The organism is Methanomicrobium sp. W14 (assembly GCF_017875315.1).
Classification (GTDB): Archaea; Halobacteriota; Methanomicrobia; order Methanomicrobiales; family Methanomicrobiaceae; genus Methanomicrobium.
Genome location: NZ_JAGGMM010000003.1, coordinates 475,422 through 499,394, shown reverse-complemented (window position 1 = coordinate 499,394; position 23,973 = coordinate 475,422). Strand labels below are relative to the sequence as shown.

21 protein-coding genes are annotated in these 23,973 nt (G+C 45.4%); 20 read left to right on the top strand and 1 reads right to left on the bottom strand.

Annotated features, from left to right (window positions below):
- Positions 1-439 precede the first annotated feature (439 nt).
- The 15 genes from J2128_RS11635 to J2128_RS11565 all read left to right on the top strand — a co-directional run bounded on the left by J2128_RS11635 (position 440) and on the right by J2128_RS11565 (position 17,193).
- Positions 440-2,086, top strand: coding sequence for an ABC transporter substrate-binding protein (locus J2128_RS11635; RefSeq protein WP_209691597.1), 1,647 nt, complete (start codon positions 440-442; stop codon positions 2,084-2,086).
- Positions 2,070-2,924, top strand: a complete 855-nt coding sequence (locus J2128_RS11630; protein ID WP_209691596.1) for a class I SAM-dependent methyltransferase — start codon at positions 2,070-2,072, stop codon at positions 2,922-2,924. The genes J2128_RS11635 and J2128_RS11630 overlap by 17 nt, the downstream gene beginning before the upstream one ends.
- A 9-nt stretch (positions 2,925-2,933) precedes the next feature.
- A complete protein-coding gene (locus J2128_RS11625) occupies positions 2,934-3,917 on the top strand; it encodes an ABC transporter permease (RefSeq protein WP_209691595.1) in 984 nt (327 codons plus the stop codon).
- Positions 3,914-4,849 carry an ABC transporter permease gene (locus tag J2128_RS11620; RefSeq protein WP_209691594.1) on the top strand — a complete coding sequence of 312 codons (936 nt, stop codon included), beginning with the start codon at positions 3,914-3,916 and terminating at the stop codon, positions 4,847-4,849. The genes J2128_RS11625 and J2128_RS11620 overlap by 4 nt, the downstream gene beginning before the upstream one ends.
- A gap of 3 nt (positions 4,850-4,852) precedes the next feature.
- A complete protein-coding gene (locus tag J2128_RS11615; RefSeq protein ID WP_209691593.1) occupies positions 4,853-6,568 on the top strand; it encodes an ABC transporter ATP-binding protein in 1,716 nt (571 codons plus the stop codon).
- Between the two features lie 144 nt (positions 6,569-6,712).
- On the top strand, positions 6,713-7,468 hold the full coding sequence (locus J2128_RS11610) for an AAA family ATPase (RefSeq protein ID WP_209691592.1): 756 nt from the start codon (positions 6,713-6,715) through the stop codon (positions 7,466-7,468).
- A gap of 443 nt (positions 7,469-7,911) precedes the next feature.
- Positions 7,912-8,637, top strand: coding sequence for a type IV pilin N-terminal domain-containing protein (locus tag J2128_RS11605; RefSeq protein WP_245323706.1), 726 nt, complete (start codon positions 7,912-7,914; stop codon positions 8,635-8,637).
- 4 nt (positions 8,638-8,641) lie between these two features.
- A complete protein-coding gene (locus J2128_RS12800; RefSeq protein WP_245323705.1) occupies positions 8,642-9,271 on the top strand; it encodes a type IV pilin N-terminal domain-containing protein in 630 nt (209 codons plus the stop codon).
- An 11-nt stretch (positions 9,272-9,282) separates the two neighbouring features.
- Positions 9,283-10,161, top strand: coding sequence for a type IV pilin N-terminal domain-containing protein (locus J2128_RS11595; RefSeq protein WP_245323704.1), 879 nt, complete (start codon positions 9,283-9,285; stop codon positions 10,159-10,161).
- A gap of 3 nt (positions 10,162-10,164) precedes the next feature.
- Complete coding sequence (locus J2128_RS11590) at positions 10,165-10,845, top strand: type IV pilin (protein WP_209691590.1); 681 nt, start codon at positions 10,165-10,167, stop codon at positions 10,843-10,845.
- 69 nt (positions 10,846-10,914) lie between these two features.
- A complete protein-coding gene (locus tag J2128_RS11585; protein ID WP_209691589.1) occupies positions 10,915-11,814 on the top strand; it encodes a bifunctional 2-polyprenyl-6-hydroxyphenol methylase/3-demethylubiquinol 3-O-methyltransferase UbiG in 900 nt (299 codons plus the stop codon).
- Positions 11,811-12,974: an iron ABC transporter substrate-binding protein gene (locus J2128_RS11580; RefSeq protein WP_209691588.1), complete on the top strand. Its 1,164-nt coding sequence runs from the start codon at positions 11,811-11,813 to the stop codon at positions 12,972-12,974. Before J2128_RS11585 ends, J2128_RS11580 begins: the two co-directional genes overlap by 4 nt.
- Before the next feature lie 483 nt (positions 12,975-13,457).
- The gene (locus J2128_RS11575; protein WP_209691587.1) at positions 13,458-14,543 is read left to right on the top strand and encodes an FmdE family protein; all 1,086 of its coding nucleotides are present in this window, start codon (positions 13,458-13,460) and stop codon (positions 14,541-14,543) included.
- A 505-nt stretch (positions 14,544-15,048) separates the two neighbouring features.
- Positions 15,049-15,951 carry a bifunctional 2-polyprenyl-6-hydroxyphenol methylase/3-demethylubiquinol 3-O-methyltransferase UbiG gene (locus tag J2128_RS11570; protein ID WP_209691586.1) on the top strand — a complete coding sequence of 301 codons (903 nt, stop codon included), beginning with the start codon at positions 15,049-15,051 and terminating at the stop codon, positions 15,949-15,951.
- Positions 15,952-16,011: 60 nt separating this feature from the next.
- The gene (locus tag J2128_RS11565) at positions 16,012-17,193 is read left to right on the top strand and encodes an ABC transporter substrate-binding protein (protein WP_209691585.1); all 1,182 of its coding nucleotides are present in this window, start codon (positions 16,012-16,014) and stop codon (positions 17,191-17,193) included.
- A gap of 163 nt (positions 17,194-17,356) precedes the next feature.
- Here the strand turns inward: J2128_RS11565 and J2128_RS11560 are convergent, their stop codons facing one another.
- Entirely contained in the window at positions 17,357-18,541 is a 1,185-nt protein-coding gene (locus J2128_RS11560; RefSeq protein ID WP_209691584.1) for a cytochrome c biogenesis protein CcdA, read from the bottom strand.
- 591 nt (positions 18,542-19,132) lie between these two features.
- On the opposite strand from J2128_RS11560, the gene J2128_RS11555 reads away from it, so the two are divergent.
- The 5 genes from J2128_RS11555 (at position 19,133) to J2128_RS11535 (ending at position 23,890) form a co-directional block, all read left to right on the top strand.
- Complete coding sequence (locus J2128_RS11555; protein WP_209691583.1) at positions 19,133-20,029, top strand: class I SAM-dependent methyltransferase; 897 nt, start codon at positions 19,133-19,135, stop codon at positions 20,027-20,029.
- Entirely contained in the window at positions 20,026-20,913 is an 888-nt protein-coding gene (locus J2128_RS11550) for a class I SAM-dependent methyltransferase (protein WP_209691582.1), read from the top strand. Before J2128_RS11555 ends, J2128_RS11550 begins: the two co-directional genes overlap by 4 nt.
- 294 nt (positions 20,914-21,207) lie before the next feature.
- On the top strand, positions 21,208-21,975 hold the full coding sequence (locus tag J2128_RS11545) for a slipin family protein (protein ID WP_209691581.1): 768 nt from the start codon (positions 21,208-21,210) through the stop codon (positions 21,973-21,975).
- A complete protein-coding gene (locus J2128_RS11540; RefSeq protein WP_209691580.1) occupies positions 21,972-23,102 on the top strand; it encodes an iron ABC transporter permease in 1,131 nt (376 codons plus the stop codon). The genes J2128_RS11545 and J2128_RS11540 overlap by 4 nt, the downstream gene beginning before the upstream one ends.
- A complete protein-coding gene (locus J2128_RS11535; protein WP_209691579.1) occupies positions 23,099-23,890 on the top strand; it encodes an ABC transporter ATP-binding protein in 792 nt (263 codons plus the stop codon). Before J2128_RS11540 ends, J2128_RS11535 begins: the two co-directional genes overlap by 4 nt.
- Positions 23,891-23,973 lie beyond the last annotated feature (83 nt).

Below are 23,973 nucleotides of genomic sequence, written 5' to 3'. Positions count from 1 at the left end.
CACTTATTTTTAATTTTTTTCCAGATTAATTTATGACTGCTAAACCGGTCCCGGGTAACTGCTTCAGTTATAAATCAAAAATATCTCTCTTAAGTAATTTATGGTGCGTTTTTCCTGAAAATTCAAAAAATGTCCAATTTTGTGTTATTATCCATAAAAATCTTTTTAATGTGACTAAATAATTATGATTTTTAATAAAATATCAATTTAGTAATACATTTATAGATACAGATATTACAATCTAAAAGTAAGTATCTGAATAGATCATAATAACTGCTAAATAAAAGGGTTGATGTTGGATTTTGCTTAAATGATTCCTGTTTTTAGGGTGTTTTTCAGTTGTTCTGTAAGACTTGTTGCCCTGAATTATCACTGATATCAGGATTCTGCCCTTTTTTTGCAGCAGTTTTTCGGGGTCTATTTGCGGTGGAGTGGTTCTATGAAAAAATATCAGAAAATCCTGGCCGGGGTGCTTTTAATAGCTGTGTTTTTGGTAATGTCGTCAGGCTGCACCGGTCAGCAGTCTTCAGGCGGCGGTTCTGTTTCGGAAAACAATTCTTCGGGTGTACTGGCTGCTGATGTCGTGCACCTTTCAGGCGGTGATTATGGTTATCCCCAGCCTTTTACAATATACCCGCGGGGTCCCGGGTCTTCGAAGGTAAGGCTTATATTTGACAGTCTTGTCGAAAGGGACGAAAAAGGAATAATCCCCTGGCTTGCCGAAAACTGGACCGTCAGCGAAGACGGTCGTGAGTATATGTTTTACCTTCGCGACAACGTGAACTGGCAGGACGGGGAACCCTTTACAGCAGACGACGTAAAGTTCACCTATGACTATGAGCTTGAAAACGTGCCGGTTTCAGGAGGCATCGAATCCGGAATTGTGGATAGAGTTGAGGTTGCCGGTCCGCACGCGGTAAAGTTCGTCCTCAAAGAGCCTGCGGCGACATTTTTGTATAAAATGACCGGATTTCTGGTAATCCCTAAGCATATATATGAAAATGTGTCAGACCCGGTTAATTACCTTGAACCCGACGCTGTCACTGGAACGGGGCCTTATATTCTTGGTGAATACAACAAGGAGCACGGTTCGTACAGGTTCGTTTCAAACGGGAACTTCTGGGGGCCGGAGACTGCCGTAAAGACAATAGAGTTTGTTCCGGTAAGTGACTCCATGATTGCCTTCGAGCAGGGTGATATAGACTTTACAAGCGTTTCTCCGGATGTCCTCGACAGGTTTTCGGGGGACTCCGACATAAGGCTTGTAGAGCAGCCTGCTTTCTGGGGCTATGACTTTTATTTCAATATGAAGAAATGCCCGGCCCTGGACGACAAAAAAGTCAGGCAGGCGTTTGCCTATGCGATAGACCGCGATGAACTTGTCGAAAAGATAGCGAGAGGGGCCGGAAAATCCGGCAATCTGGGAATTCTTCCGGACGATCATATCTGGTACAACCCTGACCAGCCCGCGTATTCTTATGACCCGCAGAAGGCAGAGGAGCTATTAAAAGAGGCCGGCTGGAAGGACACCGACGGTGACGGGGTCCTTGACAGGGACGGGGAAAAACTTTCGTTTGTTCTGACCGTCGGAAGCGGTGAGGCAAGGATAGGAGAGCTTTTGAAGGAGAGGCTCGGTGATGTCGGAATAAATATCGATGTCAGGGCTCTTGAGAGCAAGTCCCGTGATGCAAATCTCAACAGCGGCGATTATGAGCTTCTGGTAAGCGGTTTCGGGGGATGGGGCCAGGACGCCGACTATCTCCGCACAAGGTATTCGGATGAGACGGGAAGCAGTACGGCAGTGGTATCCGGAGCGGCGGTATACGGCTACCACAACGACACGATAAACGAACTCGGCGAAGAGGAGCTTCACGAGACCAACGAAAGCGAAAGAAAGGAGATTATATACGAAATGCAAAAAGTCCTTGCCGAAGAAGTCCCTGCAATACCGCTGTATTATACCACAAGCACAGATGCATGGAGGATTTCGACATACGACGGCTGGATGAACATGTACGACCACCACGCAAGGACGCATAGCAAACTGTCATATTTGAAGAGGGAAGGAATTGCAGCAGAACGATAACATAAAATTCATTACGGACTGCTGGACGCAGAGTGTAGTGAATACAGGCTTTTACGACGAAAAAAAGACCGCCTGCTTCTGGGACAAGAGGTCAGGTGAGTTTGCCGCCGGCATGAGGGATGCCTGGAGAGGAAAGAAGACTGATGAAATTCTTTCTTTTCTTGAATCATCCGGATTTTCCCCGGAGGGAAAGAAGGTTTTAGACATAGGGTGCGGGCCTGGAACTCTTGCAATTCCTCTCGCAAAGACGGGTGCGAAGGTTACGGCGGTCGACATTTCCTCGGGAATGCTTGAAAAGCTCAAAGAAACAGTAAAAAAAGAGTCCCTTGCAATAGACATCGCCGAATGCTCGTGGTGGACTGCCGACATTGACAGCCTCGGCTTTCGGGACGGATTTGACCTTGTGCTTGCCTCTATGACTCCGGGAGTAAAGGATTTTGACAGCTTTAAAAAGATGATGGCGTGCTCAAAGGGCATGTGCTACTACAGCAATTTCCTTAAAAGGGGCGGAGACCCTGTCCAAAACGAGATATTTATGCTTACGGGAAGGGAGAACCCGGCCGGTTACGCGAACGGGATGATGTACCCGTTTATGTACCTTTATCTTCTGGGTTATCACCCGGAAGTAAGGATAAGCCATTCCGTATGGAAGGAGGAGTCGCCGTGGGAGGAAGCCGGCAGAAAGACCGCAGAATTTGTCGGCCGCAGCCGCGAGTGTGACGAAGACACCCTGAATGTCATTCGAGAATGCTACAAAAAGGCTTCGCCTGACGGTATATACCGCTCCGAAACTGACGTCTATACCGGGATGATGACCTGGAAGGTAAAGGACTTCTGAAGGTTTTTTATGAAGGATGGCAGGAGTTCGTTTATATTCAGGCTTTTTCTGACTGTCCTTGTAATCCTTGCCATAAATTTTTTTCTTCCCAGGATGATGCCGGGAGACCCTTTTTCGACGACTTCTTCAGATGAGGCAGGAGAGGACGTAATCGTGATGACAGAGGAGCAGAGGGAGTATTATATCAGCTATTATGGGATGGACAGACCAATCTACGAGCAGTTTGCAATATACCTCAGAAACCTGGCATCAGGGAATCTGGGTAAGAGCATATACTACAAAATGCCTGTAATCGACGTAATAAGAATCCATTTGCCGTGGACGATATTAATTGTCCTGTTGTCAACGGCTCTCAGTACGGTCTTTGGTGTCTTTCTGGGGATGATTTCAGCAAAAAACAGGAAGAAAAAGAGCGACAGGCTTATGATGACAGGAATGATTGCTTTTGCGGAAATCCCGTCATTTCTCCTGGGGCTTATCCTTCTTTTGATATTCGGGGCCTATCTTGGACTATTCCCGCTTGCAGGCGCCGTAACGCCGTTTGCAGACTATCCAAACGTATTCTATTTTGCGGGAGACGTTTTGTATCACGCGTTTCTGCCTGTAGTTGCTCTGTCGCTTGCACAGCTTACAGGTGTGTACCTTCTCACAAGAAACACCCTGATAACGGTCATGACGAAGGACTACATAAGAACGGCACGCGGAAAGGGAATAGGAGAGAAGAACGTCTGGAAGAGGCATGCCTTAAGAAACGCCCTTCTTCCTGTCGTTACGAGGACGGGCTTCATGATAGGAATCATGATGGGAGGCGCAGTCCTTGTCGAAAGCGTTTTCAGCTATCCCGGAATTGGGATGACTTTAAGGACGGCTGTTGTAGGTCGTGACTACCCTCTTATACAGGGGATTCTGCTTGTCCTTGCAATAGCGATACTTGCCTGCAACCTGACTGTCGACAGAATCTACGGAAAGCTTGACCCGAGGGTGTCGGTATGAACGGTTTTAAAGCTTCACTGCAGGAGCCTGGCCGTATCCTGAAAGTATCCCGTGAAAATGTGAATGAACTTGTTAAAAGCTTTAAAAGTACATTTTCAAAGTTCAGCATAGAGGGCAAAATTGGTGTTGCAGGACTTTTTTTAATTGTTATGATGGCAGTATTCGCACCACTTATAACAGTGTACCCGCCTGACAAAATAACGGGTGATTCCCTTGAATCGCCTGACCCGGGGCATGTCCTCGGGACCGACGAACTCGGGATGGATATATGGTCGCAGGTGTGCTACGGTGCAAGGATGAGCCTTACGATAGGTCTTGCTGTAGCTTTTATCGCAGGTTTCGGCGGCGGTGCCCTTGGAATTCTGGCAGGCTACCGCGGGGGAATCTTCGACGAAGTCCTGATGAGGGTAATCGATGTCACGATGGCCCTTCCGAGTCTTCCGCTTCTGATTGTAATCTCGGCGTTTCTGGGCCCGAGCATCGTGAACGTTATAATAATACTTGTCCTTTTCAGCTGGGCGAAACCTGCACGCCTGGCACGTTCTCAGACTCTGTCGATAAAAAAGAACAGCTACATAGTGTCCGCGAGGATGTTCGGTGCAAAACCGTTTTACCTGCTGAGAAAACACATATTCCCTGAAGTCCTCCCGATTCTTCTGGTGCTTATCATAGGAATATCCTCGCATGCTATAGTTGCCGAGACAGGACTTGCTTTTCTGGGACTTGGTGACCCCACCTCGAAGAGCTGGGGGATGATGATAAATTACGCGACGAGTTTTCGTTCGATATATTTTACTCCGTACTGGCAGTGGTGGCTTCTTCCGCCCCTTTTCATGCTGATATTTCTTCTTTTATGCCTTGCCTTCATAAGCAGGGATATGGAGCGTGTCCTTGACCCGAAGCTGTTGAGAAAAACAGGGGGGAAGAGCTGATTTATGCTTTCGGTTAAAGGCCTTGAGTGCACGTACATGGCAGGAGATAGTTCCGTAAAGGCTGTTGACGGTGTATCCCTGGAGTTAAAAGAGGGTGATGTCCTTGGAATCGTCGGTGAATCCGGAAGCGGAAAGACCACGCTTGCACTTGGGATTATGGGGCTTCTTCCCGAAAATACTGAGGTTTCGGGTGAAATACTGTATGAAGGCAGTATGATTTCAGGTATTTCCGAACCTGAAATGGACAGGTTCCGCTGGAAAGAGATTGCAATGGTCTTCCAGAACGCACTTGAGATATTAAATCCTGTCATGAAAACAGGGCCGCAGGTTATTGAGCCGATGATAAAACACCTTCAAATTTCCCGTGATGAGGCTGAATACAGGTGTGCATCCCTGTTTGAGGCCGTCGGACTTGAACCATCGTGGATGAACTCATACCCGCACCAGCTTTCGGGAGGAATGAGGCAGAGGGTGCTTCTCGCAATGGCCATTTCCTGCAGGCCGAAGCTTCTTATCCTTGACGAGGTGACATCGGCTCTTGATGCGTTTGCAAGAAAGGAAATACGCGACCTTCTGATGAAGCTTAAGAACGAATTCAGCTACACAATGATTGTCATATCGCATGACATCACTTTTGTGTCGTCTGTTGCATCAGACATTGCCGTTATGTACGCCGGAAGAGTCGTCGAGAGCGGGCCTGCACGTGAGGTGATAGTCTCTCCCTGTCATCCTTATACGAGGGGGCTTGTGAACTCGACTCCTGACATATTCATCTACAAGGACCTGTGGGGGATTCCGGGAGACTCTTTGTATGGCACGGAGTCTTCGGGCTGCCCGTTTTCGCCACGCTGCACCCAGAAGACAAAGGAATGCGGGTTGTCAAAGCCTGAACTCTGCGAATGCGGAAAAGGCCGCATGATAGCGTGCCACAGGGGCGGAATCATCACTCTCCTTGAGGCTGAAAACCTTGAATTCAAATACTCTCTGCCTGGCAAAAAGGAGCTTTTGGCAGTCGGCGGTGTCTCCGTTGATGTGAAGGAGGGTGAGGTCTTTGCTGTCGTCGGGCAGACGGGCAGCGGGAAGTCTACCCTGGCCCATATGCTTGCGGGAGTGGAAAAGCCGTTTTCAGGCAGCGTTAAGTTTCGGGGAAAGCCCCTTCTGCCAGGTGGGTGCGGTTCCTGTTTTGACGGTGTCCAGATAGTTTTCCAGGACCCTTTCAGCGCCACAAGCAGCAGGTTTACCGTCCTTGACGCCGTAAAAGAGCCTCTTGACATAAATAAAATCGGGTCTTCTGCGGACAGGGTAAAAATGGTCTCAGAAGCCCTTTCACTTGTAAGGCTTCCTTCTGACGATTTCTTTGTGAAAAAATACTGCGGCGAGCTTTCCGGGGGCCAGAGGCAGAGGGTTGCCCTTGCACGTGCGATGGTCATGAGGCCGAAGCTTCTGATTGCAGACGAGATAACATCGGCACTTGACGTTTCGACTTCTGCAAACGTAATGAGACTTTTGAAGGGACTCCAGAACAGGCGTGGTTTTGCGATGATCTACATCTCGCACGACCTTGCTCTTACCTTAAAGATTGCAGACAGGATTGCTGTAATGAAGTCAGGAAAGATTGTCGAGGCGGGAAACGCCCATGACATTATGCTTTCCCCCGGAAACGAATACACAAAAAAACTTGTAGGGTCAAGAATGGGTTTATGCTGCCATTCGCACTGAATATAACCTTTTTTCAGGGGCCGGGACGTCTTTTTTATTTTTATGTTCCTGTTAAATATATGCGTTTAACCGGTTCTTAAGGCAATTAAATAAGATAATGATTTAATAGTGTAACACTAAATTTTAATAAAGAAGTGTTTTATTATGAAAATGGTAATCTGCGGCAAAGGCGGGAGCGGAAAGAGCACAATCGTCTCCCTTCTTGCAGGAGAATATATTAAGGAAGGACGAAAGGTTCTTGTAGTTGACACAGACGAGTCAAACGCCGGTCTCAACCGGATTTTGGGGATGCAGCCCCCGAAAGACCTTATGGAGTATTTCGGCGGCAAAAGAGAGATGATGGACGGTTTAAGGAAATCCGAGAAGGAGGGACAGGAAGTCTCCATGTGCAACTGGACGATTGATGAAATTCCTGGAGGTTATATTACAAAAAAAGGCAGCCTCGGACTTGTTGCAATCGGAAAAATCCACGAACCCGGCGAAGGGTGTGCATGCCCGATGGGGGTTTTGTCCAAGAAGTTCTTGTCAGACCTTAAAACCGAAGACGACGAAGTCGTGATAATCGACACTGAAGCCGGAATAGAGCATTTCGGAAGGGGTGTAGACGGTGTCTGCGACGTGATTCTTATGGTCGTTGACCCGTCATACGAGTCCCTGCGTCTTTCAAAGGATGTAAAGAGGATGTCGGGCGTCATTGACCTCCCCCTGTATTATATCCTCAACAAGACAGACGATACGACTTCGGGGTATCTGAGGGACAATATCGACGACAAGGAAAAGATTATCGCCGAGTTTAAGCAGAACCCTGAAATTCTTTCGGCAGGACTTCTTGGAAAAGAGGTCGAAGCCAGTGTGCCTGCCGTTTTTGACATCATAAAAAAGCTGGGTGCGCAGGCATAATTTAAAGACTGAATAACCATTTTTTTTGAAAAATTCTGATTATTTTTTTATTTTTGCGGATATTTCATCTGAAAAATGCCGTTTCTGGGATCACCCTGTGTAAACAGCTTCGATCAGGTCTGGAAAGCCAGGTTGGTTATTTTTTCTAACCTAACTAAAATAAATTTGTATTCCTAAGATCATATAATAATTATATATTCCATTCGCCCTGTAAAGTAGATCTCTGTGTAATCTTTTGCAATTTCTGTTATCTGCTGAAATATCAAAAATTTCTGCTTGTGTTAACAATAAATTAACTGTTATGTATAATAAAATCAAATCATAAAATTTAAACTTAAGTGATTTTTAATAATAAAATTAAATTATGTATTACTCTATACATAATTAATTCAACATTGTTATCAGAATTCACATTTTGGAAGGTCTGGTATTTTATGCATTTTATGAAAAGAGGATTGGACGAAAGAGGAGTATCACCTGTTGTCGGCGTCATGCTGATGCTGGTGGTTACTATAATTATTGCCGCTGTTGTAAGCGGTTTTGCCGGAGGGATGATGGGCAGCAATCAGAAGGCTCCTTCCCTCAGCATGGATATCAAAATATCCAATACCGGCAGTTGGGTAGGAAGCGGATTTACCGCAACAGTTCTTGGAGTAAGTGAGCCTATCTCCACAAATGACCTGAAAATTATCACTTCCTGGTCAACAAAGAAAGATGGTAAAACGGTTGTAGGTGGATCAACAGTCACTCCGGGAGTAACCAAACGCATTGCCGGTGACGGCCTGAACGTTGGATTGGGTGCTCCGTTTGGCTTTGGAAACGGTATAGACGGGACGAGTAATGTAACGTATCCCTACACTGTGGATCAGGATTTCGGCAACTTTACTCTGATACAGGGGACGGGTCTTCTTGCAATTCCGGCAGGAGCAAAAGAAGGTGACGATGATGCAGTAGGCGGCCTGGTCACTCAGAATAGTGGTTCAGGGTATGGTATTCCGAATGAATTCAATTACACTTCCGGTGAAGACAAGAGAATGGACGCTGCTGAGTATGTTCTTGGTGAAGGATGGGAAGCACTCCGTTCGGGAGACAAGGTTCAGGTGAATTTTGTCTACATGCCGACAGGCAAAGTGATCCTCAGCAAAGAGGTCGGTGTTACGGAGGGATAAGAAGATGAAGTCAGAAAAATTACTTAAATCCGAGTCTGATGCGGTGTCTCCTGTTGTCGGTGTCATGCTTATGCTGGTTGTGACAATTATCATTGCGGCAGTTGTAAGCGGGTTTGCCGGGGGTATAATGACAAGCTCTGATAAGACACCCCAGGCAACGATAAAGGGTACATTCAGCCTGTCAGACGGGATGCGTATAACCCATACCGGTGGAGACCCCATTGCTATGCATAAAGTTGTATTTGGAATCTATGACGGAGAGACATTTGGTCCTGATGTTGATACAGTAACTAAACAGACACTCAACAAGTCGACTATGACATACTACAACGCTGACGGAAAAGTTGAGGATGTTATGGGACCGAGCGGTTCTTACAATATGACTTCTTTTGTGGCAGGTAGTTCTATTTACATCGGTGAAAGATATTGTGCCCCGGATTATCTCCAGCCGGGAATATGTCCTGATGGTTATGACTATGATAATGACAAGTCGCAGTACCATAATGACAAGTACAAAAACCGCTGGTCCCTGTGTTTGTATAATGTAAACAACATAGGCAGGGATTTTGTTCTTACAGTAAGTGATACGAGCGGAAACCTGATAGCAAAAACGAAGGTAACGGTGACTTCCTGAGGTGATTTGTCATGAAAAAAAATGTTTCAGCATATAATATTGGCATAAAATCAAAGTTCGAAAATGACTCGGCGGTGTCTCCTGTTGTCGGAGTTATGCTTATGCTTGTCGTGACAATAATCATCGCTGCGGCAGTAAGTGGTTTTGCGGGATCACTGCTTGACACTACGGAAAAGGCGCCGAGCCTGACTATGGATGTGAAAATTGTCAATAACGGATACTGGCCGGGGACTTACTTCACTGCAACTGTTACCGGTGTGGATTCAGCAATTCCTTCAAGTGATCTGAAGATTACGACGGAATGGAGTGCCACGGATTACACCGACGGAGAGCCTGTCTCGGGAGGTGCGACAGTTATTCCTGGAGTAACCAATACACGCGTTCACTATTCACCTTGGTCTAATGATAATAATGAGGATAACTATTCTTATGTTTCACCTCTGGGTTATGGGACAGGTGTAGGTATGGAGGGTGATCATACGACCGGAGGCGGTCATCATGACGGTACCTTAAACGACTTTGGAAATTATTCGCTTACTACAGGCACAACATTGTGGGCACAGCCTTTTGGAAAGAGTTCTTCTCCGGTTTCCGGTGGATACGAGGGTTTTGACGTAGGATACGGGCCTCAAAGCCAGTGGCAATACAGTTATGGCACGTCTACCTGCGTATATTATTCACACTTATCAAGCAGATACTCTAACCAGAGTTCCGGGTTGCAGCACCGTACTGACGCCCAGTTCTATTCCGACAAGCAAACTGACCAGATGCAGGCAGTTCTTGGAAAAGGATGGGAAAATCTCCGTGCAGGAGATGTAGTTACCGTTACGGTAGTCCATACGCCGAGCGGCAAAACGATATGGCAGAAAGATGTTACAGTGGAGGCCTGAAACATGAAGTTTTATGATAGTGTAAACCGTGATTCAGGTGTGTCACCTGTTGTTGCAGTCATGCTTATGCTTGTTGTGACTGTGATTATAGCAGCTGTAGTGAGTGCGTTCGCCGGCAATATGATGACTGCCGACAATTCCGCACCTCAGGCTACAATTTCCGGAACATACAGTCAGTCAAACGGCCTTACAATGACGCATGGCGGTGGTGACAGCCTTGAGATTTCTGACCTTGAAATTCTGGTCAGACCTTCAGAGGAGTTCGGAAACGGTATGAGTAGTTTCGGTTCGAGAAAACTTAACTTTTCGACAATTACAAATGGAAAACAGGTTGACGGCAGCCATATTTACTGGATTGAGCAGCATGGTACTTCAGGTGTTGTGTCATGGCTTCCGGGTGAGACAATGTATGTTATCAATGACGGGGACGCATTGAACGGTGACCTTGCATTAAGTGGTCTTCTTGATTATGATAAAGGTGGTACCTGGCATGGTCATACTTATCCTGCGACAGGAGCTAAAGTTGAACCGTACTACGATGCGTATGATAATTATGACGGCAGCGGTCGTCCTGAAGTTGACGGCTTTAACAACCAGTTCAATATTGGCAAGACAATTACACTTGAAGTCTATGATAAAGAAGGAGATATGATCTCCTCTTACGATATGACAATTCAGCCGTAAATAAGTGAATAGAGGTTGTTTCACTTTAAAAATAACCTCTCTTTTTTCATTTTTAACAGGATAAGAACCATGGACACTAAACCTGATAATTCCTGGAATCTTGAATGCTGGAGCGAATGCTGGAAAGCTGTAACCTCTTTTGTTCAGGAGGAGCAGGATGAAAAAAAACTTGCGGATGCATGGGATAAAAGATGGGATAAACGCCATGAAAGGCCCCCAGGAGATTTTGAAGACGACCATATTAAAAGGTCGACTATCGAAACGATTGATTTTCTGAAAGACTTTGGGTTCGATCCTAAAGGTAAGAAAATCCTTGATATAGGATGCGGTCCGGGTGTACTGACTCTTCCTCTTGCACGGATGGGCGCCGAGGTGACTGCTCTTGATATTTCCCCGGGGGTGCTTGAGCGTCTTTCGAAAACTGCAAAAGAAGAGGGTTTTTCAGTGAGCACATCTGCTGTCTCCTGGTGGTCGGCGGATATTGACAAGCTTGGTTTTAGGGGCAAATATGACCTTGTCATAGCTTCAAGGACGCCTTCGATAAACGATGCTGACACTCTTGAAAAAATGATGGCATGCTCAAAAGATCTCTGTTATTATTCAAGTTTTCTTAATGTCGGAGAAGATAAGGCATTTATGGATATTCAGAAGATGATTTCAGGAGAAGACAACTCAGGCCGGAAAATGCGTAATCATCACGGGGCATATACAATGATATTCCCGTTTATGTACCTGTATTTTTCAGGATATTCACCTGATATAAGGATAAACCGCCCGGGACAAAGAGAAGAAGAATGCGATAAAGCTTCAGAGCGTGCAATAAAGTTCTTTGGGCATGGTCGTTTCCTTGACGATGAAGTAAAAGAAAATATCCGTGATTATTACAGAAATGCTTCGGAAAACGGAATTTACAAGCCAAAATCTTCCGGGTGTCACGGAATGATGATCTGGAGGACAAAAAAGGTATGAAGCCAGCTTATTTAGTGAAAAATCTTGCTATTGTGACTGTATTTTCTTTTATTTTGATCTCAGGATGCACTGAAGTGACTCAGCCCGTCCAGAACAACAGTTCAGGTTTTGTAAATATTACTGACGGATTTGGCCGTGAGGTTACAGTCCCGTCTGAAATTAACAGTGTTATATGCACAGGAAGTTCAGGTGTAAGATATATTGTATATCTTGATGCTGCGGACCTGCTGGCAGGTGTTTCAAGCGGTGAACAGACAAATGATACGTCTTCGCATGAGACAAGACCTTATAAGATAGCAAATCCTCAGTTTGCAGACCTTCCGACTATAGGATCTTCTAAGACCGGTGAAAATCTTGAACAGATTATGACGCTGAATCCTCAGGTCCTGTTTATGGCAGGTTATACCAGTACCAGCCTCAATGACTCTCCTGGAACGGTGTCTGATGCTGACATAATGCAGAAAAAGACTAATATTCCTGTAATATCCGCCCCAACCGGATCTCTTCTGACCGAAGAAGGCAGAGAACAGATGTACTCCACATTCCGTTTGATGGGAGATGTTTTTAACAGGACTGAGCGTGCCGGGGAGCTTGTGGACTATATTAAGTTGTCAATATCTGATCTTGAAGAGAGAACCAAAAATATTACTGATTCGGAGCAGAAAACCGCTTATATAGGAGGTCTTTCACACAGCGGTCCTCATGGCATAACGTCTTCCCAGCCGAATTACCCCCCGTTCGAATGGGTCCATGTAAAAAATATTGCAGGTGATTATGATCTCAACTACGTGGAATACTCAAAGGAGTCTTTATTGTATACCGATCCTGATTATATCTTTATAGACGCTGGAACATTAAACCTAATGGATGAAACAGGTGCATTTCAGGATATAAGGAGTAATACGTTCTCTGATATGAAAGCAGTGAAAAACGGTGATGTCTACAGCGTTTTGCCTTACAATCATGCAGGAAATAATCTTGAAACAGTTCTTGCTGACGCTTATTACATAGGAAAAGTCGTCTACCCTGGCAGGTTCAGCGACATAGATCCGGTAAAAAAAGCCGATGAAATCTATATGATGTTTGAAGGAAAGCCTGTCTTTGATAAGCTGAATGCAAACTGTAACGGACTTGGACTTAAAAAGGTAAATCTCACATGATTTTTCTGCATTGATTATGTGAAGAAAAATTATAATTCCATTTGAAATAAATTTATTTTTTCAACGAATTTGTTTTGGAATTTTAAGTTTTTAATAAATAAAAATTGTAATCCTTAATTATTTTTATATATTAACCTCTTTGAGCTGTTTTCACTGTGCGGTATGATCTAAATGGGATATGAAATCAATTTAGTAATACTTTTAATAGTAAACATAATAATTATTGGTTTGGTTTATTGTTGCGAATATGATTTTTCTTCAAAAGCCGCTTTCCGCCGAATGTCAGTGAACCAGCAGAATCCGTAAATTAGTCCTGAATTCATTCGCAGTTTAATGGACAGGTCCATTAACAACTGGTTGGTAATTCGTGAACTCATTGCCCGCGTGATGGATTTGGAAAATTATTACGGATTTATGTGATTTTCAGGAAGGGAAGCACTTTTTTCATGAAGATGTCTGTTCTGATGATTAAACGGAGGAAAAATGAGGACTGGTTATTTAAAACTTATTTCAGGTGTAGTGCTTTTATGCCTGCTTATAATGCCGGCGATGGCCGATGCCACGGATGATTATGTATTGGAGCAGCTCGGAGAGCGTGCCGCAATCCTTGCTATGGACGAACTTGATTTCGGCTACGGTGACCCTGACGTTCTTGTACTGACAAACGCCGGAAGGGCGGTTGTAGACGGAAATCCTACAAATAAGGTGCTTTCAGGCATAACGAACGTATCCGGGCTTTCAAACGGGGATGCGGATATGTATTCGATAAACCGCGGAGACTGGAAGGCGCTCTGGATTTATTTCTACAACAAAGATACTGGAAAGGGGCTTTATCTGGTCCCCGGTGACGACTATTACACGATGACGAAGGGACAGATAATGGACCTGCCTTTAGATGACACTTTTTCGACCGCAGACCTTGTCACAGGCGACATCTACATGATGCTCGCGGACACTGACGACGGCAATGCAACGGAAGAGGCTCTCGGGAGCAATGCGTTTTCGCTTCTTTCCCTGTCAAACTCATGGGCATACGGTGCACCGTATGACCTGATGACTGTCGCATCACTTCACAACCACTTATGCCCCGGTGTCCTCGGAGGCTACGTCCCTGCAAAATATGTTGAGGAGAAACTCCCTGCCGAAGAGTCGGATTCATATACGGCTGTATTTACATCGGCTTCATGCAAGCTTGACGCATTCCCTGTAATGTGGGACCTGACTCCCGGAAAAAAGAACCTTGCAGTAGTGTCAGAAGGGTTCACAGAAGACTCGCAGGAGGCTTTTAAAGCTAAATACGGCACAAGCCCGGCAGGAGTCTTTGTCAGGTGGAACAGCGGGGAAAATTACGGTGACGGGATAGTTATAGCTTCTCTTCCGTCGACATCGCCGCCCTACGAGGGGCCTTCATGGGGTTCAAAAATCTACGGTTCTGTTGAAAAAGTAAAGGACCTTGACGACCTCGACAGCCTCTACACCACCATCTATGAGTTTAAGGTCAATGGCAGCCGGCTTTCCGAACTCAAAGACCCTGAAAACAACCCTTATGAAGTCATAGGGATGATTTAAACACCTTTTTTACTATATATTGCAAACCCCCGAAAAGCCTGACGCAGATTATTATGACTGTCTCTGGTTTTATTACGGTATTTGCCATTTAAAAGTGGAGATCTCTTCATCAGCTATACATTTTGGTGTGACCGTTTTGAGCATTCGGATGAACTGCCGGATATAAAATATTATAAATATTGGATGAAAATTCATTTAATAATACTTTTAATAATCAAAGTAATAATAGATCTCCTGTTAAACATTAAAAAATATGACCGTTTCCCCGTGCCCTGCAGAGAATGCCTGATAAAGGCATGCTTCGGTTCTTAAAACCATGCATTCAACAGGTTTGAGGTCTTTTTCTGACGTTTACCGGCAGCCGGTAAAGGCGCAATTGTAAATGTCAGGAAACATCCGGGCAGCACTTTATGGTATGAATGTCTGCCTGAACAGGAAAAATCTGCAGGGCCTGAAAAGGATAAAACAGGCGTATTTTAACTTTGGATTTCTTGGGAGGTTTTGAATGGATAATAACGACAACCTGGAAAAATGGGTGGAGTGCTGGAAGGACAATTCAAAAGGTATGCAGGGTCTTTTCAATGAAAACCGCACGGCTGAGAGGTGGAACAAAATGTCGGAAAATTACGGCAGGGACCATATGGGAGACGAATCCGAAAGACACCGTGAAAGGACTGATGGGATATTCGGTTTCCTTAAGGATGCGGGATTTAACCCTGAAGGTGCAAAAGTCCTTGACGTAGGCTGCGGTCCTGGGCCCCTTTCCATACCTCTTGCAAAGGCGGGTGCCAGTGTTACGGCGGTCGATATCGCATCCGGGATGCTTCAGAGGCTCAGGCAGGAGGCGGAAGAAGAAAATCTTTTGATAGACTCAAGAGAGCTTTCATGGTGGAGTGCGGATATCGACGAACTCGGTTTCCGGAAGAATTTCGACCTTGTAATTGCATCGATGACACCTGCTGTCAACGGTCTCGAAAGCTTTGAAAAAATGATGGCATGCTCCAAAAATCTGTGCTATTACAGCAACTTCGCCGGAGGGGGCAGACCCGAAGAGGATGGGTTTCACAGTCTCATACAGAGTTTAATCCAGCAGCAGCCAAAACCGGAGGAAGAAAATAAAAAAATGCCCTCGCACCGTTTTCATCCCGGAAACGGTCTGTATTACCCGTTCATGTACCTCTACCTGTCGGGGTACAGGCCGTCTGTAAAGATAAACTCTTTCGGGCATAAAGAAGGGATAAAATGGGAGGACGCGGCTCTTCGTACTATAGAGCGCTTAAGTCGTGAGCACACCCTTGATGATGCGGCAAAAGGCAAAATAAATGATTATTTCAGAAATTCGGCCAAAGACGGAATCTGCCCGCCAAAGCAGGGTATGTACACCGGTATGATGGTGTGGAAGGTATGAAGAGAAATCTTGTACCGGAAAACCATGCCCGGAAAATAAATTCAGAGGAAGGGGCTTTTTATGACCGGATTTGAGAATACTCTGACTTTTTTTAAGACAGGTCTTATCCTGCTGGCAACATCAGTTATTCTTGCAGCCACTGTTGCAACCTCCGGGTGTACAGCGGCAGGAGGCGGGTACAGCTACAGTGGGGATGTGAACTCCTCGGTTTCAATAAACGACAGCTACGGGCGGGAAGTTATCATCCCCTCCGAACTTGACACCATAGTGTGTTCATCCGGCGGAACGTGTACAAGGTACATCACATATCTTGACTCCTCGGACAAAATTATCGGAATAGAAAGCGGGGAAGACGAAACCGAGACCAGCAGGCCGTATACTCTCGTAAACCCCCGGTTTTCAGACCTGCCCGTAATCAGTACCAGAGGTGACGGTACAAATCTCGAACAGGTGATGCTGTTAAACCCTCAGGTCATATTTATGGCCGGGAATTCTGTCATGAATGAGTCCGGCCAGACGACATCTTCAGCGGATATCATGCAGCAAAAGACCAATATTCCCGTAGTGGCATTTTCTCCGGGGTCATTCAGGGACGATGAAGGGCTTGAGGAGATGTTTTCAGGGCTGAGGGTTCTTGGAGAGGCCCTTTCAAAAGAGGACCGTGCCGAAGAATTAATTTCATACATTAAGTCCTGCAAAGACGACCTGCAGGAAAGAACCGCAAATCTTTCCGAATCCGAAAGAAAAACCGCCTATATAGGAGGGCTCTCTTTTGGAGGAGCACACGGACTTATGTCGACGAGTTCGCAGTATGTTCCTTTATCGTGGTGCAATGTGGAGAATATTGCTAATATTACGGACATGTACAGTACCGAGTTTTCAAAGGAATCCCTGTTATATGCCGATCCCGATTATATATTCATAGATGCCGGGACCCTTGGCGTTGAGGACGAAATAGGGGGTTTTCAGGATATAAAAAGTGCAGCCTTTTCTGATATGAAGGCAGTGCAAAACGGTGACGTATACGCGACCCTTCCGTACAACTATCGTGCGACCAACTATGCTACAGTCATTGCGGACGCGTATTTCATAGGAAAGACCGTTTATCCCGAAAGGTTCTCGGATGTCGACCCTGAAGAGAAGGCCAATGAGATATTCACAGAGTTCGTTGGCGAACCTGTCTTTGACAGGTTGAATACTATCTGCAACAACCAGGGATTTGAGAAGGTTTCCCTCAAATAAATTTTTGATCTTTGGTCCGGTAAAAACTAAAAAACGGCCTTTCTGAAGTTCATAGGGACAGTTCAAATAATATTTTTTATACTGTTTTTCTTCCTGAGAAGGCGGGATTTCTTCAGGCGTTTGGAATTTAGAAGGTTTATGCAAAAAGAGCAGGCCGAAAAATTCACATGTAGGGAGTCAGTCCCTCAAAAAACGCAAAAAAGCCGATTAAAAGAAGCACTGCACCCATAATGAACCTTAAAACTCTCCTGTTTTTCTTCCTGAACAGATCTGCGGCAAGGGAAGTCGTCCCGAATGATACAAGAAGGACAATTGCCGCAAGCGGAAGGACAAACATCAGGTTATAGAGTACAAGGTACAAAAATCCCCTTCCAAAAGCAACGGAGGAAGACAAAAGGCCAAGGACCGCAAGATATATCCCTCCGGTGCACGGAAGCTCAAAGCCTCCCGCAAGAATCCCGAGAACAAAAGCTCCGGGAACAGTCGCCTTTTTAGCCCTTTCCGCAATTATTCCCTTTGTAAATTCAGGAACCCTTAAAGAAACCGCCGCTTTTTCGGATATGCCCTCGTATAAACTGATAATTCCCGCAACCACCGCAATCAGCCCCGCAGCTACCGAAAAAGGACCTGCAAATCCCGACACCGAAACTGCACTCATTATTCCAAGTCCTGCAAGAATATATATGATGTAGACTCCGGCAATGTATGAAAAGCCCGTTAAAATCACAAACTTCTTTGAACCGGCCTTGTTCAGGGAAATAAGGAGGAATATCAGAACCGCAAATGCACAGGGGTTGATTCCGTCGAGAAGACCTGCAAGGCATACAAGGCCTGCGTCAAGGTAATGGCCGTTTTCTCCGTTTTTTTCATCCGGTAAAGCGTATCCCGTGGAATTGTCTTCAGGCTCTTTTTTCCATCTCTTCTCATATGAAAGGTCAGGTATCAGTCCCTCTTTCAGTCCTTCAAAGACTTCGGTGATGTTCGAATTTATTTCGCTATAGCCTTCAAGCGCTACTGTGTCGCCTGTATAAATTATCGGATAGCCCGGGTACGAAAGACCGTATTTATCGGCGAAGTCATAGAAAATCGTAAGGTTCTCGTCAGACAGCTCAACGTCATAGTAATAAACGGTTAAATCCGGGTATTTCTCTGCGGCCTCTTTTATAACCGGCATTGTCCTATGGCATGCACTGCAGTGGCTGCCGTAGAAGAAGTACACAGATGTGTTTGAAAACGTGAAGTTGTCATCATTTTTAAGGCAGTCCTGCCCTTTCAGGCTGTCGCCGGCGTACACCTGGAACACGGCAGCGGATAAAACGAATACTGCAAGAAGAACTTTGGATATCATATTTCTGGTGGTCACAGCAAAAAACCGGCAAACATTTTGTTTAATTGTTAATATTTAATCTCTAAAAAATATTATCTAAATGTCTTTTTAAAGGTGTTTTGAAAAGCCAGCACAAAGGTGAGCCTTAGCAATTAACCGAATGTAATTAATTAACCTTTTACCATTTACAGAAAAGTCTTTTTTTCGGTTATCTTTTTACACAAATTTTGGGATATGCAAAAAATGTCCGCCTGGCTGATTATATAACTAAAAAAACCTGAAGATTCATTTAGTAATACTTTTAATGGCCAACGTAATAATGTACCTCCTGTACGGCGTCGGATATTACGATAGACCTCTTGTCTCCTGCAAAAAAACCCTACGGCAGGTAGCGTGAATTCCTGTATCTCTAAGTTATGGCGATTTTGCCATGGGCGTTCTGAAAGTCAGATTTAAAGGGTTATATCAGATATTCCCGTAAAAATCAGAAAAGAGGTTTTTGGCCTGAATTTTTTGGTATTCATAATAAACAAAGTGCATAAGGCCTGAAAATGCAGGTCCTAAAAAAGGGAATCCGTATATTCCGGCTCATAATTTTAGAGGAGAATCCGAATGTGCAACAATGAAAATCTTGATAACTGGACTGAATGCTGGAAAAAGAATTCAAAACAGATGCATGGTCTGTTTGATGAAAACCGCACTGCCGAGATGTGGAACAAACGCTCTGCAACTTTCGGGAAGGGAAGAGGAGACAAAGACGACTCCGGGAACAAAAGGACGGAAGAAATTTTCAGGCTTCTTGAAAACGCAGGATTTAACCCAAAAGGTGCAAAAGTCCTTGATATAGGATGCGGTCCGGGAACTCTGTCCATACCGCTGGCAAAGAAGGGGGCCAGTGTTACGGCCGTTGATATAGCGTCCGGGATGCTTGACAGGCTTAAAAAAACCGCTGAGGATGAGAAGCTCTCTATAGATGCAAGGGAGCTTTCCTGGTGGACTGCCGATATAGACGAACTGGGCTTTCGGAAGAGTTTCGACCTTGTTATCGCGTCAATGACCCCGGGGATAAACGGCATCGAAAGTTTTGAAAAGATGATTGACTGCTCAGACGGACTCTGCTACTACAGCAATTTCGTCAGTACGGGAAAAGACCCTGCACGCGAGGAGATAGGAAAGCTTCTCGAAGAAAAAGGGTTTGAGGCGAAAGACAAGCACGGCGTCCCTCACGGCCACGGAAACGGTCTGATTTATCCGTTTATGTACCTTTACCTTGCCGGCTTCAGGCCGGATGTGAGGATTCTTTCATCCAGGCATATGATGAAGCGCAGCTGGACCGAAGCGGCCGATATGACGATAGAAATGATGGACCGCGACGAAAAGCTTGGAGACGCTGAAAAGGACATAATAAGAAACTACTTCAGAAACGCGTCCGAAGACGGTCTTTACGGCCCGAAATCGGTTACATATACCGGGATGATGGTCTGGAACGTGAACGGGAGGAAGGCATGACGCAGGAGGACAACCTGGACAGCTGGAGCAGGCTGTGGGAGGAGACCACCACAGAGGTTCATGATGACGATGACGAGACCAAAACAGCCGTGATGTGGAACAAAATATGGGATAAGCGTTCCAAAAATTCCGAAAAAAGTCACGGTGACGATAAAATTCTGAAGAAAAGTGCCGAAGAAACGGTACAGTTTCTGAAGGAAAACGGTTTCTGCATCAAAGGCTCGTCAGTACTTGATATAGGCTGCGGAATGGGCGCTCTTTCACTGCCGCTTGCAAGGGAGGGTGCAGCTGTAACTGCACTTGATATCTCCGCTACTTCTCTTGAAAAGATAAAAGAGACCGCAGAGAAAGAGGGTCTGTCTGTAGATACGACGGAATGCTCGTGGTGGACGGCCGATATCGACAAACTGGGATTCAGAAGGAATTTTGACCTTGTGATAGCGTCAAGGACGGCCTCTGTAAATGACACCAAAAGCTTTGAAAAGATGATTGCATGCTCAAAAAACATGTGCTATTACTCAAGCTTTCTCAGTTTTGCTGACGATGAGGACTTCAGGAAAATCTGCATGACCGTATTTGGGGGGATTCGGGAAAACGACAGGACTGCCAAAATTCATCATGCGTACAACATGTTTTTTCCCCTGATGCACCTCTACTTCTCGGGTATTGAGCCCGTAGTAAAAATAGACGGTTTCGGAAGAAACGTTGAGATGCCTTTTGAAAAAGCGGCTGAAGCTGCTATAATGCACCTTTCGCGGGACCATGAGCCTGACGAGAGTGCAAAAGAAAAAATCTTTTCATATTACAGGGAAGTCTCCGTTAACGGGATGTACAAAGCACCTTCACGCGGGTGCCACGGGATGATGGTGTGGAGAGTCATTTAGTCTGTTAAATGCATTTTCGCGAAGAAATTGTGTGATATTATCATTTTTTATTGTTTCTCTTTTTTTCTTTTACACCTTTTCTAAAAATCTGTAATCTATGTTTTTTTAATTGATTAGATCCTGAAAAACGGTTAAATCTGTTTTGGCCGGATACCTGTCTGTAGCCTTGTTATACAAAATAGCAAATCAAAAGTGTTAAAATTATTAATATTTTACATAATATGAATGAACTTTAAATTATTGTATAATACTATTTTTGCCAGTGTAATATCCGCAGGGTGGAGGTGTCTTTAAGTGGATATTTTTGAGGCTGTACTGCTGATTCTGGTGATAATTGTCGTAGTGTTCCTGTCCGTAAAGGTGACACGCCAGTATGAGCGTGCCGTAATATTCAGGTTAGGAAAGCTTGTCGGCCAGAGAGGCCCCGGAATATTCCCTGTCTTTTTTCCGACCGACAGGATTGTAAGGGTAGACCTCCGAGTAAGGCAGCTTGACGTTCCGAAGCAGACGATAATAACAAAGGACAACATAAGTGTCGACGTCGACGCCATAATCTATTACCATGTAACAGATGCGTGCCAGGCGATAGTGGAGGTTGAGGACTACGAGGCTGCAACGGCACTCATTGCCCAGACGACGCTTCGTGACATCCTCGGCCAGAACGAACTTGATACGATTCTTTCTGACAGGGACTCTTTAAACCGTGAGATACACACCGAAATCGAGAACGTGACAAGCCCCTGGGGAATTAAAGTGGATATCGTAACAATCCGCGACGTATCTGTTCCTGAAAATATGCTGCGTGCAATCGCACGTCAGGCTGAGGCAGAAAGAGAGAAAAGAGCACGCATAATCCTTGCTGAAGGTGAATATCAGGCGTCTGAGCGTATGTGCGAGGCAGCAGGTCTCTATGACAAAACACCTTCTGCAATGAAGCTTCGCGAGTTCCAGACACTGACCGAGATAGCAAAGGAGAGAAACCTTATTGTAGTCACTTCCGGTGTCGGGAATGCAGATAGCATTGCAACCACTGTCGGCTGCACAAAGGCGATGGAGCGGTGAGGGAATACAGGATGAGGCGTAGTCCTGTCCCGAGAAAGGTTCCTGCTACAGGACGGACCAGGACCGGAAAGGTAAGTGAAGTAGAAAAAGAACACTCGTTGTCGGTATGGAAGAAGCTTCTCTTTCTTCTCGCTGTGGTGCTGATTATAGTCATTGCCTCGGGTTTTATCATAACGATAGGCCCGATGCCGATAACGGTGACTGAAGTCTATTCCATAATAATAGACAGGGTTGTGCCGGGCTTTTGTGAGGTCACAAAAGCCATGGAAAATACTGTCTGGGAAATACGCCTTCCGCGGGTTGCAGGTGACATTATTGTAGGTCTCGGTCTCGGCATATGCGGCTGCGTAATGCAGGCCGTTCTCAAAAACCCTCTTGCAAGTCCGTTTACACTCGGAATATCCTCAGGTGCACAGTTCGGGGTGTCGGTTGCAGCCGTATTTGGGATAACGTTTCTTGGCGGGCCTTATTTTCTCATAGGTAACGCTTTTGTATGTGCACTCGTGTGTTCTGCGGTCATAATCTGCCTTTCGGGACTTAAGGGGGCTACTTCCGAGATGCTTGTCCTCGCAGGAATTGCAGTAAATTATTTATTTCAGGCATTGAACCAGCTTTTCAGCTTTGTAGCAAGCGAAGAGCAGCAGGAGGTCATGAACATGTGGGGAATGGGAGGACTGTCCGACTTAAACTGGAACAGTATAGGTATTCTTGCCGGCGTAACCATAATTTGCCTGCCTCTCCTGTACATGAAAGCCTGGGACCTGAACCTTATGACGGCAGGAGACGAAAGTGCAAAAAGTATGGGTGTTGATGCAGGTTTTACACGCATTTACATCATGGTGGTCTCAAGCCTTTATGTCGCGGTTATTGTGGCGTTTATCGGGGTCCTGGGATTTATAGGCCTTGTAGCGCCTCACATGGGGCGTATGATCCTTGGCTCTGACCACAGGTACATGATCCCCGCTGCAGGAGGTCTGGGGGCGCTGATACTTCTCATAGCGGATGCAGTCTCTGTGCACCTGTTATCGCCGATAATAATTCCGACAGGTGTTACGATGTCGATAATCGGAGTTCCGTTCTTCCTGTATCTAATCCTCCGCGGAAGAAAAAAGGAGTACTGGACATGATAATAAAACTCTCTGTCAAAAACCTTCACTTCAGTTATGACAGCGAAGATATTCTCAACGGAATTTCTCTTAACGTGACCGACGGAAGGGTCGTAAGCCTTCTTGGTCCCAACGGCTCGGGAAAATCGACGTTTCTCAAATGCATCGACAGGATTCTTGAACCGCAGGCGGGAAAGGTGCTTGTCGACCGCCAGGACCTTCTTAAAATGGGGAGGATGGACATTGCAAAGACCATAGCTTACGTCCCCCAGAACTCGATAAGGTCTTTTCCGAACAGTGTTTTTGACGTAGTCCTTATGGGGAGAAGGCCCTATCTCGGGTGGCGTGAGGATGTGTCTGACGAAGATGAGGTATGGAGTGTTTTAAGGCTTCTTGGAATTGAAAACCTTGCAATGTCGTCTTTTACGGAACTTTCCGGAGGCCAGCAGCAGAAGGTCCTTATCGCCCGTGCACTCGTCCAGAACACAGGTCTTATTCTCCTGGACGAACCCACGAGCAATCTTGACCTGTGGCACCAGATAGACGTAATGGAAGTCATCCGCTCTCTTGTCAAAAAGAAGAGGCTTACGGCGATTATCGCTATACATGACCTGAATATGGCTGCAAAATATTCGGACGTCGTTGTCATGATGAAGAGGGGCAGGATTGTTGCGGCAGGCGACCCCGAAAGCGTCATAAATTCTGAAAATATTGAAAAAGTATACGGGGTAAAGGCAAACGTAAAGCGTTCGGACGACTTTTTGTATATAGTCCCGCTTGAAAGGATTCCGGTAAAGGCCGGACGGTAACAAGAAAGACCTGTCAATATGACTTTTTTTTCAGTCTGAGCCAAAATAAAACAATTTTTGCATTAAAACCCTGTTTTTTAAAA

Bases quoted from the DNA above. Each gene is read 5' to 3' on its own strand.
- J2128_RS11635 (WP_209691597.1), top strand. From the start codon at position 440: ATGAAAAAATATCAGAAAATCCTGGCCGGGGTGCTTTTAATAGCTGTG.
- J2128_RS11625 (WP_209691595.1), top strand. From the start codon at position 2,934: ATGAAGGATGGCAGGAGTTCGTTTATATTCAGGCTTTTTCTGACTGTC.
- J2128_RS11620 (WP_209691594.1), top strand. From the start codon at position 3,914: ATGAACGGTTTTAAAGCTTCACTGCAGGAGCCTGGCCGTATCCTGAAA.
- J2128_RS11615 (WP_209691593.1), top strand. From the start codon at position 4,853: ATGCTTTCGGTTAAAGGCCTTGAGTGCACGTACATGGCAGGAGATAGT.
- J2128_RS11610 (WP_209691592.1), top strand. From the start codon at position 6,713: ATGAAAATGGTAATCTGCGGCAAAGGCGGGAGCGGAAAGAGCACAATC.
- J2128_RS11605 (WP_245323706.1), top strand. From the start codon at position 7,912: ATGAAAAGAGGATTGGACGAAAGAGGAGTATCACCTGTTGTCGGCGTC.
- J2128_RS12800 (WP_245323705.1), top strand. From the start codon at position 8,642: ATGAAGTCAGAAAAATTACTTAAATCCGAGTCTGATGCGGTGTCTCCT.
- J2128_RS11595 (WP_245323704.1), top strand. From the start codon at position 9,283: ATGAAAAAAAATGTTTCAGCATATAATATTGGCATAAAATCAAAGTTC.
- J2128_RS11590 (WP_209691590.1), top strand. From the start codon at position 10,165: ATGAAGTTTTATGATAGTGTAAACCGTGATTCAGGTGTGTCACCTGTT.
- J2128_RS11585 (WP_209691589.1), top strand. From the start codon at position 10,915: ATGGACACTAAACCTGATAATTCCTGGAATCTTGAATGCTGGAGCGAA.
- J2128_RS11580 (WP_209691588.1), top strand. From the start codon at position 11,811: ATGAAGCCAGCTTATTTAGTGAAAAATCTTGCTATTGTGACTGTATTT.
- J2128_RS11575 (WP_209691587.1), top strand. From the start codon at position 13,458: ATGAGGACTGGTTATTTAAAACTTATTTCAGGTGTAGTGCTTTTATGC.
- J2128_RS11570 (WP_209691586.1), top strand. From the start codon at position 15,049: ATGGATAATAACGACAACCTGGAAAAATGGGTGGAGTGCTGGAAGGAC.
- J2128_RS11565 (WP_209691585.1), top strand. From the start codon at position 16,012: ATGACCGGATTTGAGAATACTCTGACTTTTTTTAAGACAGGTCTTATC.
- J2128_RS11560 (WP_209691584.1), bottom strand. From the start codon at position 18,541: ATGATATCCAAAGTTCTTCTTGCAGTATTCGTTTTATCCGCTGCCGTG.
- J2128_RS11555 (WP_209691583.1), top strand. From the start codon at position 19,133: ATGTGCAACAATGAAAATCTTGATAACTGGACTGAATGCTGGAAAAAG.
- J2128_RS11550 (WP_209691582.1), top strand. From the start codon at position 20,026: ATGACGCAGGAGGACAACCTGGACAGCTGGAGCAGGCTGTGGGAGGAG.
- J2128_RS11535 (WP_209691579.1), top strand. From the start codon at position 23,099: ATGATAATAAAACTCTCTGTCAAAAACCTTCACTTCAGTTATGACAGC.